Here is a 17,184-nt window from a genome sequence, read left to right on the forward strand (position 1 = left end):
TTTGCTCTTGTCATTGCTCACGACTTTAATAGTGTTTTTAATATTTTGGTTAATAATGGGAGAATTTAATCTAATGTTTTCTGTGTTTTCAGGTTTAACCGTTTACGTATTCTCAATAAGAGTGACAAATGATCAGTAGAATGAATAGGTAAAGCTTATAGAAATTCTTCTAAAAAGTTTATGAGAATATCCATTAGTAAGAACCAAATAGATTTAATCCTAAGCTTTATGGAATAAAATCTATATATGTTAAAAAGTTGGTGTTTTGCAACAGATTGTACATAATCGTTTTTTGAGCTGTCTAGTTAATTCGGGAAGACCTTTTAGAATATTACTAAAAGAAAGAGAAAGCAACAAGATCATTTTTCAAAGAGTAATATTAGGATGTTTTCCATAATATACAAGATATCATGCTAAAAATAAATACTTTAAAATTCTTATTGCTGATACTAATTTGTTTAACAGTGAATTCTTGTGGCACAATAGTATTAAGCCTAATAGGTGCTAATGCAAAAGAGGTAAAACCGATAACAATAAAAAATGGGGAGAAAAATGTAGTATTTATACCTATGCACCATGTAGGAAAAAAAGAATTTTACAATTCGGTTTATTTACTTACAGATTCACTCGGAAAAAAAGGATATAAAGCTTATTACGAGTTAATAAAACCTTTAGTCCCTAGTGACACGGTTTATAATAGATTTAACTATAAAAAACTGCGAAAATTAATGAGTAGACAACTTGCAAAGGGAGGACATATAGATACTGTAACATATAAATTGTCTGGAAGAATAAAAATCAGTAACAAGTACATCAATCAACCACAACCAAAAGCACTTATTTCTGATATATCAAATCCATTAAATATTGATGTGTCATTAGACGATCTAATAAAAAAGTATGAAACAGATTATGGCGAAATAAAGCTAGATTCTTGTGATATGAATACAGGAATTTATCAAGAGTATAAATGTCAAGGAATTAAGGTGTTAGTTTCTGATAAATATAAAATTTTTAAACAGGGTTTAATAAGAGATTTCAGAGATAAACATTTAGCTGAGTATGTTCATAATTCAGATGATAGCAAAATCATTGTAATTTATGGTAAAGCGCATTACAATGGATTTTTAAGGGAATTGCAAGCAATAGATCCCACTTGGAATCAAGAATAGATTATTCTAGTATATTCATAAATTTTTATAGACAAGAGGTATGATATTATAAACAGCCATAACTTTAACATATATTACGGTTTTACCGTACCAACACCTCTTTTTATCAAGCTACTTTTACCTTGTCGATGCATCTGAAGGCTAACCGAAATGTGTCCTATTAATATCTTAATTATATTAAAATAAAAGCCAAAAATTATGAAAACGAGATTGTTTATTATTTCATTTTTTCTATTTAATTCTGTGTTGTTTTCTCAATCTAAATTTGCATTAGGGTTTAATCTAAGTGAACAGTTTATGCAAAAGGATATGGGTGTAAATATTGAAGGTTTGTTAAGTTATAACATAAATTCTGATATAACACTTGTATTAAGTGCAGCAAATGCAACAATGGAGAACAAGGACTTAGATTTAAAGTATAAATTAGACAAGTATGCATTTCAAGTCAACTATGATTTTGGAAAATCAGAGACTTCTAAGTTTGAATCTATTTTTGGGTTCTCTTATGTTAATTTTGATAAGAAGCTAAACCTTGAAGATGATAACGGGTTAGGAATTGATTTAGGAGTCCAGGTTTTATTTGGTTTAAAAAATAAACTGCATTATGGAATTAGGGTTGTTTCAACTTACAGTAGTGTTGCGCCAGGCGGTATATTGAACGCAGGAGTGATTTTTAGTCATAGCTTATGAAATCTGTAGTCTTATTTGCTGTGATGTTAAGGTTAAATGCTTTTGGACAAGATTTTAGTAGGGAGTATAATAATCTATTTTTTAAAGAAAATTGAATAAAAGATATACATAGTTAATACTACAATCATTAGCAAGAACCAAATGGATTTCATTTTAATTTTATGGAATGAAATCCAAATCTATTATAAAAGGTCGTGGCGCACAGCAGAATGTGCATAATCGTTTTTTTGAGTTATCTCATGAAATTCGAGACGACTTTTTAGAGTACTGCCAAAAGGAAGGTGAGATAGCAGATAAAAATAAAACGCAATACCTTAATGTTTTCCCAAAGACCATAGTTAATAAAGTCACCAGTCCAGATGTTGGTATGGCTTATTCTATGAATATGTACCAAGGTTGTGAGCATGGTTGTATTTATTGTTACGCTCGTAATAGTCACGAATTTTGGGGTTATAGTGCAGGATTGGATTTTGAAAGACGGATTTTAGTAAAAAAAGATGCTCCAAAATTATTAGAATCTCATCTAAAAAAGAAAAGTTGGAAAGCCCATCCAATTGTTATGTCTGGCAATACCGATTGTTATCAACCAGCAGAGCAACAATTCAAGCTCACAAGGCAATGTTTAGAAGTCTTTCTAAAGTATAAACACCCAACAGCAATCATCACTAAAAATGCTTTAATTCTAAGAGATTTAGATCTTCTAAAAGAATTGGCTAAGGACAATTTGATTGGTGTAAATATTTCAATCACCTCACTTTCAGAAGACACCAGGCGAATTCTAGAACCCAGAACAGCAACAATCAAAAGAAGAATTCAAACTGTAAAAGAATTAAGTGATCATGGCATTCCGGTAAACGTTATGTTGGCACCAATAATTCCTTCAATTAACAGTCATGAAATTTTACCTATGGCAAAAGTAGTTTCCGAGGCTGGTGCTTTAAGTATAGCTCATACAGTAGTAAGACTCAATGGAGCCATTGGAGAAATTTTTACAGATTGGATAAAGAAAACACTGCCAGATAGAGCAGATAAAGTACTACATCAAATAGAAAATTGCCATGGAGGCACTTTAAACGAAAGTAGATTTGGCTTAAGAATGCGAGGTGAAGGGCAAATAGCAAAACAAATCAATGATCTTATAAAGCTAGCAAGATCAAAATACTTTAAGAACAAAGTTATGCCCAGACTTAATACGTCTTTGCATGAACAGTATAAAGACGGTCAAATGAAATTGTTTTAAAAATAAAAAAGTGGGCTAACTAAGCAACGCCCACTTTTTACTAAATAAAAACTAATATATAAACAACAATCTATATTCTGAAATTCTCAACAAACACTCTGTTGTCTGATTTTACAACAGCTGTGTAGTCGCCTTTTAATTTGCTATCCAGTTTGTAAACTCGGTTTAAGATAGCTTCTCCCTTTACTGTTTCAGAGTGAATTAACTCACTATTGTAGTAAAGCTCTACCTTCATTTCATTACTTTGGGTAGCTAATTTTGAAATTAAAACTTTGTCACTCTCAGCTCTTACAACTGGTTTGTGAATTTTCTTTTTAGTACCATCTAAGAAAGAAACTGTGTGGTTTTTTACTTCGATAGTATTGATTTCAATTTCAAAATCTTTATTTATTTCTACAACATACTTACCGTTTTTCAATTGGGTAAAATCGAACAACGTTGTTAGATTTCCGTTGTAGTTTATTTGTCCACTGTAAATAACTTCACCTTTTGTATCAGATACAGAAATGTGACTTCCTTTTGCAACATAGTTAAAAATTGATTTAACTTTTTCTCCGTCATTGGCGTAGCCTGTCAATGTTCCCAACATCACCGCTACTACTAAGATTCTCTTTAAATTTTTCATAGGTTTTTCATTTTTTGGTTAAACTAAAAGTTACTGTTTAATAGAACGTTGTTTTTTAGTTATCAGCTTCAAATGATTAACACTACAAATGTATAGCGCATCGTAAGTTTAAAAAACAACGATTTTGGCTTATTTGTATTCAAAATTAACATCAATATTGTGTGTTATAAAATAATAGGTTAATTTTGCATATATTGAAGGTAATTATATATATAATTCCATTTTCTATTAAAATTATCTTTGCATATATATTTATTATGACAACTAGAAAACCCACATTAGAAAGAATAAGCCCAGAGTTTGGAAGTTCTCTCAAAATAAAGAAGAACGAGGCTTATGTTGGTGAAAATAAGCCGTTTTGGCATTTTCATCCAGAAATTGAATTGGTCTATGTTAATAAAGGTCAAGGGAAACGTCATATAGGTAACCATTTGTCCTATTTTAATAATAGTCAATTATTATTATTAGGGTCTAATTTGCCTCACAATGGTTTTACAGATCGTCTTACTATTAATGGTACGGAAACGATTGTACAATTTAAGCCAGAGTTTTTGGGAAATCATTTTTTTGACATTCCAGAAATGGAAACCATCAACAAGTTATTTGAACGTTCAAAAAAAGGTATTCTATTCGGAGTTAAAACAAAGCAGAAGCTTGGTAAGAAAATTGAAAAGTTAGCTGAAAAGGAAGGATTCAAAAAAATATTGATTCTTCTTGAAGTTTTACACGGTTTAGCAAAGGCAGATGATTATACCATATTAAATGCAGATGGTTTTGCTTTTGAAACCGAGCCACAAGATAGTGCAAAGATTGATGTGATCTTTAAACACGTTAACCAGAATTTTAAAGAGCATATTAGTTTAGATGAAATAGCAGATAAAGTGAGTATGACCGTTCCTGCGTTTTGTCGCTACTTTAAAAAAGTTACAGGAAAGACGTTTACCAAATTGGTAAATGAATATAGAGTAGTACATGCTACAAAGTTATTATCCGAAAGCCAAATGAGTATTACAGATGTGTGTTACGAATGTGGTTTTAACAACTTTTCGCATTTCAATAAATTATTTAAAGAGTTTACCGGAAAAAGTGCTTCTAAATATAGAGGAGAACTTAAGATGATGGTGCAGTAAATTTACTTAGGATACCATTTTACAAAACGAGTTATATTTCTTAAGTAAAAGATTTTGAACTTTGTTTTTTGGTTTTAAAATTTATATTTGTGGTTCTATAAAACAAATAATCAATTTATTATGAACAACAAATTTTTGCCCTTACTATCTTTCTTATTACTTATTGTCTTATCAAGCTGTAGCGATTCATCTTCAGACGAGTTTGATGATGCAAATCCAGATGCTGTAGCTAGATATATTGAAACTATTGCTATTGTATCAGCTCAAGATTCAGAAGAAGACATTAACATAACGGTTAATTATGATGCTAATGATAGAGTTTCTAGTATTACTGACGGAACTGACACTAGTCTTTTTGTTTATAATAATGGAGATTTAAGCAATGTATCAGGAGGTGGAGACAACCTTAGTATTGAGGAACTTTACCAATCACCTTACGATGCTTTTGAAACAGGTGTTGTAAATCAGTACGATAACAACGGTAACCCAGTGAATATCACTTTCTACGAAATGGAATATGATTTTAATACTGATGACTATATCCAAGTAGAATATACTGCTGAGGTTAGTTATGATTCTGAACCAAACCCTTATTTCTATACATTAGAGGCTGCTGGTATTATTGATGTTTTAGATCAAGTAGATCTTAATGTTACAGTTAATACTTCTAGTCCTGAAATTATACAAGCTAGAGCATTATTTCCTTTAAACAATATCAGTTCTATTACTTATAGAGATGATGAAGGTGTCTTACTATATGAAATTAATGCTGATTATGTATATAACGATGTAGATTACCCAACATCAGGTACCGTTACAGCTACGGCTTACGAAGACGATTTTAATGGTGGTGTGAATACTTACACAAGTATTTATTCGGCAACTTATACTTATAGAGATTAACTAGTTTTTTAAAAATATTTTGAAAGGTGATTTTATACTTAAAATCACCTTTTTTTATTTATTTCCTTCCCACTCAGCATAAAATTGTTTTAGAAAGCCTTCCATATAACGATGTCTTTCTAAAGCAATTTTTTTTGCAGTTTTAGTGTTCATCTGATCTTTCAATGACAGAAGCTTCTCATAAAAATGATTGATTGTTGGCGCTTCAGAGTTTTTATATTCTGATTTACTCATTTTTAAATTTGGAGGAATCTCAGGATTGTATAATGGTCTATTTTTAAAACCACCATAATTAAAACAACGCGCAATACCAATAGCTCCAATAGCATCCAAACGATCTGCGTCTTGAACCACTTCCATTTCTTTTGAAGTAAAGGAGGTGCCTAAATCAAATGAGTTTTTAAAAGACATGTGCTCAATGATTAGTGTCACATGTTCTATAATTTCACTATCAACATTTTGTTTTAGAAGAAATTCGCTGGCAACTCTAGGGCCAAGAGTTTCATCACCATTGTTGAATTTAGAATCTGCAATATCATGTAATAAGGCAGCTAAAGCTACTACTGTAATATCAACAGGCTCATTTTTGGCAATTAGTAGTACATTTTTATAAACACGTTCTACATGAAACCAATCATGTCCACCTTCTGCATTAGAGAGTTTGTCTTTTACAAAACTTATAGTTGAAGCAATAAGATCGTTAGTCTTCATTCTGAATATTGCTTTTTACAAGTTTCTCAGTAATTTCAACTAAGTCTGTCAAATATTCGTAATCTTTTGGGTTAATAGGTTGATGAACTCTGAATTTTATGTGAGCACCAATTCCCATAGGAAATTTACCATAGCGAAGTGTTTTCCAAGAATTATTTATAGTTACAGGAACAACTAAAGCATTTGGCATATTTTTTAGCATGGTGAGGAGTCCTTTGGTTTTAAAAGGCTTAGGCTTACCATCTCTACTACGCGTTCCTTCAGGAAATATAACAGCAGCCCATTTATTTTGGTCTATACGTTGGGCAAAACTTTCTATAGCTTTAATAGAACCTAGAGCATCTTTTCTATCAATTAAAACTGAACCTCCATGTCTTAAATTATATGAAACACTGGGAATGCCTTTACCAAGCTCTTTTTTACTGATGAATTTTACATGATGTTTTCGCATATACCAAATTAGAGGTGGTATATCGTACATGCTTTGATGGTTGGCAACAATAATTAATGGGACACCTTCTTCAATGGCGTAAGGATTTATAAACGTAAAGCGCGTACCCAATACGTTGAGACTTCGCATTATAAAAAATTGAAGCCAATCTACACTGATTTTATGGGCTTTGTAACCAAAAACATTAAAGCAAAACCACTGTATAGGATGAAATATCACTAAGGTTAATCCAAAGCAGATAAAATAGAGAATTGTTAATGGGTATGCGAGTAACTTTTGCATAATACAAATTTAAATCAATGACTTGTATGCACAAAAAAACCACGAACTAATTCGTGGTTTTATAATTTATAATAACTAAATACTTCTTAACAATGCTCATTATAAGCATCCATAAGGTTTTCTGCAATTAATTCTGCAGGACGACCTTCAATGTGGTGACGCTCTAACATATGCACTAATTCTCCATCTTTAAATAAAGCCATACTTGGCGAACTTGGAGGAAAGGGAATCATATATTCTCTAGCTTTAGTTGTTGCATCTTTATCAACACCTGCAAATACAGTTACTAAGTTATCAGGTTTTTTAGCATTCTGTAAACTCATTCTTGCTCCTGGTCTTGCATTGGCTGCTGCACAACCACACACAGAGTTTACAACAACTAAAGTTGTACCTTCTTTTGCTATGGCGTTATCTACAGCTTCTACAGTATGTAATTCTTCAAAACCAACGTTGGTTAAATCCTCACGCATCGGTTTTACTAATTCTGCTGGATACATATTTTTTAAATTTTAATTTATCTAAATTTTGAACTGCAAAGATACAGAAAATTAGTTGCTAGCATGAGGTATTCAGTAATCAGTTATAATGACGTCATTTCTATTTTCTATCGTAACAAAACCAAAAAAATATCTACAAACAAATAGTATATTTGAAAATCACATTAAAAAACAGTTTATGAGTTTTGCAAAATGGATTGGTGGAGCAATAGGATGGTCGTTTGGCGGACCAATAGGAGCTATTATAGGATTAGCTATTGGTAGTTTTGTTGATAATTTATCTGAGAACGGAACACCACTTATAGGAGATAGACAAACAGGAAAAAAGGAGCACGATCCTTACAGAAAAATGCCTAAATATGACACGCAGAAGGAAAAGCCTAAAACGAAATCGGGCGATTTTGAAGTAAGTTTACTCATTTTGGCTTCTATTGTGATTAAAGCCGATGGAAAGCAAGACCAGCGCGAACTCGATTTTGTACGTCAACAATTTAGAAACATGTATGGTGCCGAAAGAGCAAACCACGCTTTTGAACTATTTAAGCGTATTAGCAAACAAAATATATCCATGAGACAAGTTTGTTTACAAATTAAGCAAATGATGGATCATGCTTCACGCTTACAATTGCTCCATTTTTTATTCGGAATCGCCAAAGCCGATGGTTTTGTTACTGAAGATGAAGTTCGAAAAATTTATACAATTTCAGGTTATTTAGGCATTAGCAATAGAGATTACGATAGTATTAAAGCGATGTTTTATAACAGCACAAACAACGCATATAAAATATTGGAAATTGATAAGTCTGTATCGGATGATGAAGTTAAAGCGGCTTACAGAAAAATGGCCAAAAAATACCATCCAGATCGTGTAGGTCATTTAGGCAAGGAGCATCAAGAAGGAGCTGAAGAAAAGTTCAGACAGGTACAAGAAGCCTATGAGCATATTCAGAAAGAAAGAGGGTTTAAGTAGAATTTATTATGCTTTGGTTTATAGGTGGAATTGTATTCATATTTGTATTAGCTTTTGTGATTATAAAGCTAACCATTAATACAAAAGAAAATCCAGATTCTAATTTAGGAATATTAGAGCACCCGAGTACTTATAAAAAACCAGATATTGAGATGGTAGATAAAAGTTTAGAAGATTTAAATTTTCAGAAAAAGGATTAAATCACCCTCTAAATAAAAAGAAGTCATCTTTCATATCCTCAATCTGCGCATCTTCATTGGTGATAATATAATCTATCGCTTTGGAAGTAAATTTATCACCCTTATCGGTAAGGGAAACAATTTGATCTTCAATTAAAATCATATTGTTTTTTTGAGCTAAATCCAACACAGTTTTAGAGCGTACCTTTTGCCAGTTAATATGCTCGTTAAGGTGTTTTACATGGCGTTCAGAGATTTCATCATGGTTTTTTAAGTGCAACAAAAAGGTGAGTAAAGAAACCTCTGTACGTTGTTGTTTTTCTCGGTACATTACAGCAATGATTCCCTTAGCAGGAGCAAAGAGATAAACGAGTAAAAATAAAAGTCCCAATACTGTAGTTATAGATCCAGAAATTGAAGCGTCTAACCAGTGAGCAACCCAATATCCAGAAATAGCACTAAAAACACCAAAAGCTATTGCTAAGAGTAGCATCTTCTTTAAATCAGTTGTAATTAAATAAGCCGCAGCAGCAGGCGCAATCATTAAAGCCACAACCAATATGGCTCCAACAGCATCGAAAGCTCCAACCGTAGTAACGGAAGAGATAGACATTAAGCCATAGTGGATTATAACTGGTGAAAAGCCCAAGGAGGATGCTAAACCTTTATCGAATGTGCTTAATTTTAGTTCTTTAAAAAAAGTGAATAGTAATACAATTGTAATTAATAGTATGGTTCCAACTACCCAAAGTGATTTTGGCCCAAAATCTGTGTCACCTATCAATAGTCTATCAAAAGGAGAAAATGCAAGTTCTCCAAGTAAAACGGCATCAACATCTAAATGGACATCATTGGCGTTTTTAGCAATGAGAATGACACCAATACTGAATAGAACAGGAAACACTAAACCAATAGCGGTATCTTCTTTTACGAGTCCTGTTTTTTGAATATATTCAACCAATACAACAGTAATTATTCCGGTTAAAGCTGCCAAGAGGATAAGTAGAGGAGAGTTTAAATCTTGAGTGATAAAAAATCCGACAACAATGCCTGGCAGAATAGCGTGGCTTATAGCATCACTTATCATAGACATTTTTCTCAGTACCAAAAATGTCCCTGGAATAGCACAAGCAATAGCAACCAAACTTGCAATAATCTGTATTTCTAATTGTGCATTATTCATTTGTTGATTGTTGTGTGTATAGATTTGAAGCTGTATTAAAGCCATCTTCGGTAAGACTCCACATGTTTCCCTCAAGTTTTACATAGCCTTTATCTACAAGTTTATTGAGTGTACTTTTGGTATAACCTTGAAAATTATTCAATATTTTAATAGTGTGAGGATGCGAAATATTCTCATGAGTTTCGGCAATATGATACATAAATGCCAAGGTCTTATGAAGCTCTAAATCACGTCTATTTTTTATGAATCTAATTTGTTTAAACAATAATCCGCGACTCGGCGAAAAGATGAATGAAAACAAAACAAAAATTCCTGCAATAATAACAATAACAGGTCCTGTAGACAGGTTGTTTTGGCTAGCGCTTATTGCAGTTCCAAATACACCAGAAAAAGCACCAAATAGAGCAGCAAGGAAAACCATTACAGATAGACTGTTGGTCCATTGTCTTGCAGCAGCAGCAGGTGCTAAAAGCATAGCGCTCATTAAAACCACACCAACCGTTTGAAGCCCTAAAACAATAGCTAAGACAATAAAGCTGGTAATGAGAACATCAATAGTTTTGGTATTAAAGCCAAGTGTTTTGGTATAATCGGCATCAAATAGAAGTATTTTAAATTCTTTCCAAAAGGTAAGCATTACTAATAGACAGGTACTTGTGATTATGGTCATAAGCCATACGTCGCTTTCTACTAAAGTTGCTGCCTGACCAAAAAGGTATTTGTCTAATCCAGCTTGGTTAGCATTGGGTTGTTTTTGAATAAAAGTGAGTAATAACATTCCAAAACCAAAAAAGACAGAAAGAATAAGTCCTAATGCTGTGTCAGACTTCAAATGAGTTTTTGTTATGATGCCTCTTATCCAAAATGTTCCGATTAGTCCACTTACCAAAGCTCCAAGTAATAAGGTGTTACTGTCTTTAGCGCCAGTAATTAAGAATGCTATAGCAATACCAGGTAATGCAGCGTGAGAAATAGCATCTCCTAACAAACTTTGTTTTCTAAGTACAGCAAAACTTCCTAACATTCCTGTAACTGCTCCAAGAATTGCAGTACCAAGTGTTATAGTTCTTAAGGTGTAGTCTGAGAAGACGAGTTCTATGTATTCTTTAAGTTCTATAGTTGTTTATTTTGTCATTCCGCACTCGATGCGGAATCTTATTATTTATATGAGATTGCCACGCTACGCTCGCAATGACACTATTCTTGTATACTAACCTTATAATTTATTCCATAAGTTTTGGTAAGGTTATCATCATTAAAAATATCTTTCGTTGGTCCTGTCGCAATTTTTTTCACGTTCAAAAAGGTTACCCAATCAAAATATTCAGGTACGGTTTGAAGATCGTGATGCACTACAATAACCGTTTTTCCTGCTTTTCGTAAGGCCTTTAAAATATTGATAATGGCGATTTCGGTTGAAGCATCTACACCTTGGAACGGTTCGTCCATAAAATAAATAGACGCATTTTGTACTAATGCGCGTGCTAAGAAAATACGCTGTTGTTGCCCACCTGAAAGTTGACTGATTTGTCGATTTTTAAAAGCAAGCATACCAACTTTTTCAAGAGCTTCAAGCGATGCTTTTTTCTCTTTTTGGCCAGGTCTTTTAATCCAGCCAAGCGCTCCATAAGTTCCCATCATTACCACATCGAGTGCTGTTGTTGGAAAATCCCAATCAACACTGCCTTTTTGAGGTACGTAAGCAACTAATCTACGTTGTTTTTCATAGGATTTGCCATAAATATTAACGCTTCCGGCAATGGGTTTTAAGATACCTAAAATAGATTTTATGAGTGTTGATTTTCCTGCTCCGTTAGGGCCAACAATAGCCATTAAAACCCCTTCTGGAATTTCTAAATCAATATCCCAAAGCACTGGCTTATAATTATAAGCAACAGTTAAATCGTCTACCTTAACAGCTATTTTAGGTTTGTTTGATTCCATTACCTTGTGTGTTATTGAAGTAACGAATTAACGATAGTCTTTATATTGTATCTATACATACCAAGGTATGTGCCTTCTCGTGTACCAGCATCACCTAAGGCGTCAGAATATAGTGTACCGCCTATTTTTACTTCATGACCTTTAGATTTTACGGCTTCTTGCAAAGCTTCAATGGTGCGTTTTGGCACTGAGCTTTCAATAAAAATAGCTTTCACTTTATTTTCAATAATAAAAGCAGATAACTTTTGTACGTCTTGTACACCAGCTTCGGTAGCAGTAGATAAGCCTTGTAACCCTATAACGTTAAAATTAAAAGTTTTACCAAAGTAATTAAATGCATCGTGAGCAGTTATCAAAATACGCTCATCTACAGGTAAAGCACTCACAACATCTTCAACGTCGCTCAGAAGTTTGTCTAAATCCATTTGATACTTTTGCTCATTGTCTAAATAAAACTGAGCATTTTTCGGATCTTTTTCAGCTAATGTTTCAGCCACTTTTTCAGCGAAAATTTTAAAGTATTCAATATTAAACCACACATGAGGATCATAGTTAGAAGAAAAATATTCAGAACTGATGAGACCTCTCTTGTTTATTGCTTCAGCCAATGCTACTTGGGTTTTGTTTTGCTTTTCCATTTTTTCGAAAACTTCAACAAGTTTACCCTCAAGATGCAAGCCATTGTAGAAAATAATATCCGCATTAACGAGTTTAGATACATCGCCTTCACTCGCTTTATAAAGATGTGGATCAACTCCAGAACCCATTAATCCTTGAACATTAACCTTGTCTCCACCAATATTTTTAACCAAATCGGTGATCATAGTTGTGGTAGTTACAATGTTGAGTTTATCATCCTTTTTAGGTTCATCTTTACAGCTAAAAAGTGTTGCAATTAGTAATATGAGTACGTATGCTTTTTTCATGTTTTTATATTTTAATGTGAAAGTACTAAAATTCATTTATTAATTGAGTTTATAACGCAGACCTAAAAACAATCTAGCTCCTTGATTTGGACCATAGACATAAGAGGGGTCGAAAGTTAAAGCATAAGGATTATCTGCAGTTGGAATAACATTACCCTCAAAATCAAACTGTATATTTTCATCGAAAGGGTCATTTGCTCTGGCAATTATAAAAGGATTTCCTTTGTTTGGCGTCCAGTTCAGTAGGTTCTTTACACCACCATAAATTTCGAAATCATCAAATTTATCATATGTGAGTTGAATGTTTTGAATGCTCCAAGTTGGCGAGTATTCTTGCCTTGGATCTAATTCTCCTAAAAGAGGCAATCGCATTGGTCCATAGATATTACCAGTATAATCTAGGGTTAAATGTGTTGGATAATGTTTATATGTAAAAGACCAAACTCCCGAAAAGCGTTCCGTAAGAATCTGCTTTTTGGTTTCACCATTTTCTGTTTGAGAAACATCTTGATAAGTTCCACCAATTGATGCAGAAATTCCACTTCCAAAAATAGCATCTATATTAAAGCTAAGACCTGTTGAAGTGGAATATCCATCAAGATTATCATAAATAATTTGATTTGGGTTGGTGTCATAATCTGGTATGATGGCATTAGTGAAATAGGTATACCATGCCGAAGTATCAAACGTAAAGAGCATACCGTTTTTTAGGTAGAGTTTCTTTAAGTAATTGATATTAATGTTGTAGGATTCCTCAGGATCTAATGTCTCTTCAATAATCACATCTCTTGCTCCTGTTAATGCAGCATGTTCTTCTGTAAATAGATTGACGACTCTAAAGCCAGTGCCAGCATTTAGCCTAATGATATCATCTTCTGTAGGTTTAAAACGATAAGCAATTCGAGGTGTAAAAATATTTCCGTGTCTGCTGTCATAATCATAACGCATCCCTAAAAGCAAACTTTGCTTTTTAGTAAAACCAATTTCATCTTGAATGAATAGTGATGGTATTGTAACTTCATCTGCATTTAATGTAGCTGTGGTGTTATCATTATAATAATTGTAGCGTAGGGAAGTTCCAATAAGTAAATCGTGTTTACTTGTTTTTTTATCCCAAATAAGTTGGCCAAAACCAATACGTTGTTGTGCTAAGTATGGTGTGTCGCCATATACTGAATTTTGATCGTGATCGGAATACGAAAATTGAAAATTCACTTTTTCAGTAATAGGGAGCTGGTAGTTTCCTAAGATTTCAAAGCGAGAGGTGTAAATACTTTCTCCATAAACTTCGTTACCTCCTCTATAGCTTGGGTTCCAATGCATTTCACCTCCCCAACGATCTTCATAAAAATAGCGACCTGCTATTGAGAATTTACGGTTATTAGCACGTTTAAAATCCCATTTCTGAAATATTGATATACGGTCTTGCAGTGTTACATCCGTAAAGTTATCGTTATTATTATCTATTGGGTTGTTGTAATTAAAATAATTAGCGCCAAAAAGTACCGTTGCTTTTTTACCAATTCTTGATTTAAGACCAACATCAAGATTAACTTCTCCCCAACCAGATACAAAACCATCTGCAAAAAACCGTGGAGCATTTTCTGGAAGTTTGGTGATGATGTTAATGAGTCCGCCAACAGCTTCACTTCCGTACAATGATGAGGCAGGTCCTTTTACAATTTCAACTTGTTCAATGAGGGAATTAGGAATTCCAGAAAGACCATATACCGTTGATAGTCCACTCACAATAGGCATTCCGTCTATCATTACCAATGTGTAAGGTCCTTCTAAACCGTTAATATGAATATCGCCCGCATTACAGACATTACAGTTGAGTTGCGGACGAACACCGTTAACATTTTGTAAAGCTTCAAAAATATTGGGTGTGGGATTCTTTTTTAGAAATGTTGGAGAGTAAACTTCAACGGGAACAGGACTTTCTAAACGCGATACGGGTTTTAAGGTTCCTGTGATTATCACTTCGTTTAAAGAAGCACTCTGACTAAGATTGAAATTAATTGTAACATCACCATCTGAAATTTTAACCGTTCTTTTTTGTACAATAAAGCCAGTAAAAGAAGCTACAACAGAGTATTTACCTGCTTCTAAATTTGAAATTAAAAATGTTCCGTTTTCGTCTGTGACAGTTCCTTTTGTTGTGTTTTCAATATAAATATTTGCATAGGGTAGTGGTTGCCCCTCAGAAAACACTTGTCCTTTTAGACTGTATTTTGATTGAGCTAAGAGCTTTGAAGTTATTAGTATAAAAAGCAGCACTATTAGCCTCATGTAATTTTAAATCTTATACAAAATTAAAATAAAATTTAGATTAGTCTAAAAATATATTTAAAAATATAAGTTTACTATATTTACCTTCTACAAAACAATCATGATTACACTAACAGAAGAAAACTATATTAAAGCGATTTATCACATTGGCGATAATGGTAAATTATCTGTAAAAACCAATGCAATAGCAGAAGCTATGAACACCAAAGCGTCTTCTGTTACAGATATGATAAAGAAGTTGTCGGATAAAAACTATGCAGATTATAAAAAATATCAAGGTGTTACATTAACTGAAAATGGTAAGCGTGTTGCCATAAATATTATTAGAAAGCATAGGCTTTGGGAGGTGTTTCTGGTTGAAAAGTTGAATTTTACTTGGGATGAGGTTCATGAAGTTGCTGAACATTTAGAACATATAAAATCCGATAAACTTGTTGATGAGCTCGATGCATTTTTGGAGCATCCTACTCACGATCCTCATGGTGATCCAATACCAGACAAGGATGGTAATTTTCATCATATTGATAAAATTGTACTTGCCAAGGCTGAGGTTGGAGAAACCTATAAATGTGTTGGAGTAGATGATACCTCCACAGCTTTTCTTCAGTATTTAGATAGTAATAATATTGCCTTAGGAACAATAATCACTGTGAAACATAAAGAGCCCTATGATAATTCTGTAAAAATTTCATTAGAACATTATGAGATAGTCGTTTCTCAAAGTGTAGCTAAAAACTTATATCTCAAAAAGGTGTAATAAAGTTTTTTTAAGTGAAAGGAATCTAAAAATTGTGCGACAAATGGAATTTGTATTTAACCACTTATCCAAAACTAACCAATGAAAAATCTTTATCTGTTTATCGTAGTACTGATCTTATTTACCAATTGTAACGAGCAACCAGAAAAAAATAAAACTCAAAAGCAACAGATATCTAAAGAATTGACTTGGTTACAAAAAACCGAAAAAGCACATAAAAAAGAGAGCTTTCTAGCTCATGACGCTATTGCTTTGGACATGACAGTTAACTTTGGCGGAAATGAACGTTTGAATGGCAGAATGACCTTTTTAACCAATTCAACCAAAGGAAAAATTGAATTAAAAGATGGAACTGCTATTTATTTTGACGGTTCAAAAGTGTTGCATTCGCCAGATTTAAAAAATGAAAAGGCAGCACGTTTTGATGCCTATACTTGGATGTATTTTTTATTGTTTCCATCTAAAATTGGTGATGATGGTGCAGTTTTAAAAGATTTGGGTCAGTTGCAATTAAATGATGTGGCTTACAATGCACAGCATTTATCCTTTAAAGGCGATGTTGGCGATGCGCCAGATGATTGGTACGTCATTTACAGTCATCCTGAAACCAACTTAATTGATTACGCAGGTTATATCGTAACGGCTAATAAATCTTTAGAAGCAGCTGAGGCAGATCCTCATGCTATTGGTTATGAAGATTATAAAGCTATTGAAGGCATTCCTGTACCACAAAGTTGGAAATACTACGAATGGACTAAAGAAAAAGGTCTTGGTAAAGAAATTGGTTTTGCAAACTTAAACAATGTTGAATTTGTTGATGTCAATGCTTCAACCTTTGCTATTCCTGAAGGGTTTTTAGAGAAATAAAAAGCTACTTATTTGTTTTATTAATTAAAGATTTTAAAACAAAAATTAAAATTAGCTCAACACCAATGCAAAAAATAGCATGAAGTATAGTTAAATTAAAAACAACTATAACTATAATTCCTGACACAGCTAAACCTAAGTAAAAAGTTAAACCAGCTAATAAATCACTGAAGAAATCAGATGGACTTGATTTATAGTCAAGAAAATAGCCAATAAGAATTAGAATTAATGACATCCACAGTCATCAGTTCCACAAGATTTGCTTGAGGCTTTCTTCGGCTTCCAGATAAATTTTCTAACCAAAAACCCAACAGCAATTAATAATGCTGTAAATACTAAGCTATTTTGAATTATTGTGTTCATCT

19 protein-coding genes are annotated in these 17,184 nt (G+C 33.0%); 9 read left to right on the forward strand and 10 right to left on the reverse strand.

Annotation, left to right across the window (positions count from 1 at the left end):
* The first annotated feature begins 440 nt into the window (after positions 1 to 440).
* The 3 genes from AC2H4K_RS08290 to AC2H4K_RS08300 all read left to right on the forward strand — a co-directional run bounded on the left by AC2H4K_RS08290 (position 441) and on the right by AC2H4K_RS08300 (position 3,102).
* On the forward strand, positions 441 to 1,172 hold the full coding sequence (locus tag AC2H4K_RS08290; protein ID WP_281140616.1) for a hypothetical protein: 732 nt from the start codon (positions 441 to 443) through the stop codon (positions 1,170 to 1,172).
* A gap of 198 nt (positions 1,173 to 1,370) precedes the next feature.
* A complete protein-coding gene (locus AC2H4K_RS08295; protein ID WP_281140615.1) occupies positions 1,371 to 1,862 on the forward strand; it encodes a hypothetical protein in 492 nt (163 codons plus the stop codon).
* Positions 1,863 to 2,028: 166 nt separating this feature from the next.
* Positions 2,029 to 3,102: a PA0069 family radical SAM protein gene (locus AC2H4K_RS08300; protein ID WP_281140614.1), complete on the forward strand. Its 1,074-nt coding sequence runs from the start codon at positions 2,029 to 2,031 to the stop codon at positions 3,100 to 3,102.
* A gap of 70 nt (positions 3,103 to 3,172) precedes the next feature.
* Here AC2H4K_RS08300 and AC2H4K_RS08305 read toward each other — a convergent pair whose 3' ends face one another.
* The gene (locus AC2H4K_RS08305; RefSeq protein ID WP_281140613.1) at positions 3,173 to 3,727 is read right to left on the reverse strand and encodes a T9SS type A sorting domain-containing protein; all 555 of its coding nucleotides are present in this window, start codon (positions 3,725 to 3,727) and stop codon (positions 3,173 to 3,175) included.
* A gap of 257 nt (positions 3,728 to 3,984) precedes the next feature.
* Here AC2H4K_RS08305 and AC2H4K_RS08310 point away from each other — a divergent pair, with 257 nt between their 5' ends.
* Both AC2H4K_RS08310 and AC2H4K_RS08315 read left to right on the forward strand, forming a co-directional pair.
* On the forward strand, positions 3,985 to 4,857 hold the full coding sequence (locus AC2H4K_RS08310) for an AraC family transcriptional regulator (protein WP_281140612.1): 873 nt from the start codon (positions 3,985 to 3,987) through the stop codon (positions 4,855 to 4,857).
* A gap of 120 nt (positions 4,858 to 4,977) precedes the next feature.
* Positions 4,978 to 5,760 carry a hypothetical protein gene (locus AC2H4K_RS08315; RefSeq protein WP_281140611.1) on the forward strand — a complete coding sequence of 261 codons (783 nt, stop codon included), beginning with the start codon at positions 4,978 to 4,980 and terminating at the stop codon, positions 5,758 to 5,760.
* Positions 5,761 to 5,814: 54 nt separating this feature from the next.
* Here the strand turns inward: AC2H4K_RS08315 and AC2H4K_RS08320 are convergent, their stop codons facing one another.
* The 3 genes from AC2H4K_RS08320 to AC2H4K_RS08330 form a co-directional block, all read right to left on the reverse strand.
* On the reverse strand, positions 5,815 to 6,471 hold the full coding sequence (locus AC2H4K_RS08320; protein WP_281140610.1) for an HD domain-containing protein: 657 nt from the start codon (positions 6,469 to 6,471) through the stop codon (positions 5,815 to 5,817).
* On the reverse strand, positions 6,461 to 7,204 hold the full coding sequence (locus AC2H4K_RS08325; RefSeq protein WP_281140609.1) for a lysophospholipid acyltransferase family protein: 744 nt from the start codon (positions 7,202 to 7,204) through the stop codon (positions 6,461 to 6,463). The genes AC2H4K_RS08320 and AC2H4K_RS08325 overlap by 11 nt, the downstream gene beginning before the upstream one ends.
* Before the next feature lie 86 nt (positions 7,205 to 7,290).
* Complete coding sequence (locus AC2H4K_RS08330; protein WP_281140608.1) at positions 7,291 to 7,701, reverse strand: BrxA/BrxB family bacilliredoxin; 411 nt, start codon at positions 7,699 to 7,701, stop codon at positions 7,291 to 7,293.
* A 178-nt stretch (positions 7,702 to 7,879) separates the two neighbouring features.
* Here AC2H4K_RS08330 and AC2H4K_RS08335 point away from each other — a divergent pair, with 178 nt between their 5' ends.
* Together AC2H4K_RS08335 and AC2H4K_RS08340 are read left to right on the forward strand one after the other, a co-directional pair.
* Positions 7,880 to 8,671, forward strand: a complete 792-nt coding sequence (locus tag AC2H4K_RS08335) for a TerB family tellurite resistance protein (protein ID WP_281140607.1) — start codon at positions 7,880 to 7,882, stop codon at positions 8,669 to 8,671.
* Positions 8,672 to 8,679: 8 nt separating this feature from the next.
* Positions 8,680 to 8,871 carry a hypothetical protein gene (locus AC2H4K_RS08340; protein ID WP_281140606.1) on the forward strand — a complete coding sequence of 64 codons (192 nt, stop codon included), beginning with the start codon at positions 8,680 to 8,682 and terminating at the stop codon, positions 8,869 to 8,871.
* 1 nt (position 8,872) lies between these two features.
* On the opposite strand, the gene AC2H4K_RS08345 is transcribed toward AC2H4K_RS08340, so the two are convergent.
* The 5 genes from AC2H4K_RS08345 to AC2H4K_RS08365 form a co-directional block, all read right to left on the reverse strand.
* The gene (locus tag AC2H4K_RS08345) at positions 8,873 to 10,033 is read right to left on the reverse strand and encodes a metal ABC transporter permease (RefSeq protein WP_281140605.1); all 1,161 of its coding nucleotides are present in this window, start codon (positions 10,031 to 10,033) and stop codon (positions 8,873 to 8,875) included.
* On the reverse strand, positions 10,026 to 11,150 hold the full coding sequence (locus AC2H4K_RS08350; RefSeq protein WP_281140867.1) for a metal ABC transporter permease: 1,125 nt from the start codon (positions 11,148 to 11,150) through the stop codon (positions 10,026 to 10,028). The genes AC2H4K_RS08345 and AC2H4K_RS08350 overlap by 8 nt, the downstream gene beginning before the upstream one ends.
* Before the next feature lie 80 nt (positions 11,151 to 11,230).
* Positions 11,231 to 11,977 (reverse strand): metal ABC transporter ATP-binding protein, encoded by a 747-nt coding sequence (locus AC2H4K_RS08355; protein WP_281140604.1) that lies wholly within the window; start codon positions 11,975 to 11,977, stop codon positions 11,231 to 11,233.
* 11 nt (positions 11,978 to 11,988) lie between these two features.
* A complete protein-coding gene (locus AC2H4K_RS08360) occupies positions 11,989 to 12,903 on the reverse strand; it encodes a metal ABC transporter solute-binding protein, Zn/Mn family (RefSeq protein ID WP_281140603.1) in 915 nt (304 codons plus the stop codon).
* Positions 12,904 to 12,942: 39 nt separating this feature from the next.
* Complete coding sequence (locus tag AC2H4K_RS08365; protein WP_281140602.1) at positions 12,943 to 15,195, reverse strand: TonB-dependent receptor; 2,253 nt, start codon at positions 15,193 to 15,195, stop codon at positions 12,943 to 12,945.
* Positions 15,196 to 15,295: 100 nt separating this feature from the next.
* On the opposite strand from AC2H4K_RS08365, the gene AC2H4K_RS08370 reads away from it, so the two are divergent.
* Complete coding sequence (locus AC2H4K_RS08370) at positions 15,296 to 15,952, forward strand: metal-dependent transcriptional regulator (RefSeq protein WP_281140601.1); 657 nt, start codon at positions 15,296 to 15,298, stop codon at positions 15,950 to 15,952.
* Between the two features lie 81 nt (positions 15,953 to 16,033).
* Positions 16,034 to 16,819 (forward strand): hypothetical protein, encoded by a 786-nt coding sequence (locus tag AC2H4K_RS08375; RefSeq protein ID WP_493743042.1) that lies wholly within the window; start codon positions 16,034 to 16,036, stop codon positions 16,817 to 16,819.
* Positions 16,820 to 17,044: 225 nt separating this feature from the next.
* On the opposite strand, the gene AC2H4K_RS08380 is transcribed toward AC2H4K_RS08375, so the two are convergent.
* The gene (locus tag AC2H4K_RS08380) at positions 17,045 to 17,182 is read right to left on the reverse strand and encodes a FeoB-associated Cys-rich membrane protein (RefSeq protein WP_281140599.1); all 138 of its coding nucleotides are present in this window, start codon (positions 17,180 to 17,182) and stop codon (positions 17,045 to 17,047) included.
* Positions 17,183 to 17,184: the final 2 nt, after the last annotated feature.

The sequence above is a fragment of the Winogradskyella sp. 266wxhm genome, from assembly GCF_058964685.1.